Genomic DNA, 217 nt, shown 5'->3' with positions numbered 1-217 from the left:
GAGCTCCTCGATTGTCGGATGCTGGAAGAGATCTTTCATTTCCAGCTTCCAGCCGTGCTGATTCAAGCGGCTCGCCATTTGTATTCCTTTGATGGAATCTCCGCCGAGTGAGAAGAAATTGTCACTGACACCGATCTCCGAAATGCCGAGCACATCCTGCCAAATGCCGGCAAGCAGCTCTTCCATGTCGGTTGTTGGCGCTTTGTATTCTCCGCTT

General features: G+C 51.6%; 1 protein-coding gene. It reads right to left on the bottom strand.

What is annotated here, in order from left to right; all coding sequences use genetic code 11:
- A partial coding sequence (locus tag V6D44_RS21030) for a phosphopantetheine-binding protein (protein ID WP_333516871.1) occupies positions 1-217 on the bottom strand: 217 nt, incomplete at both ends.

It is taken from the genome of Bacillus sp. 0209A (assembly GCF_036765095.1).
GTDB classification, from domain to species: domain Bacteria; phylum Bacillota; class Bacilli; order Bacillales; family Bacillaceae; genus Bacillus; species Bacillus subtilis_G.
Note: the sequence above shows the minus strand (reverse complement) of the source record. Positions and strands in the feature narration are given on the sequence as shown.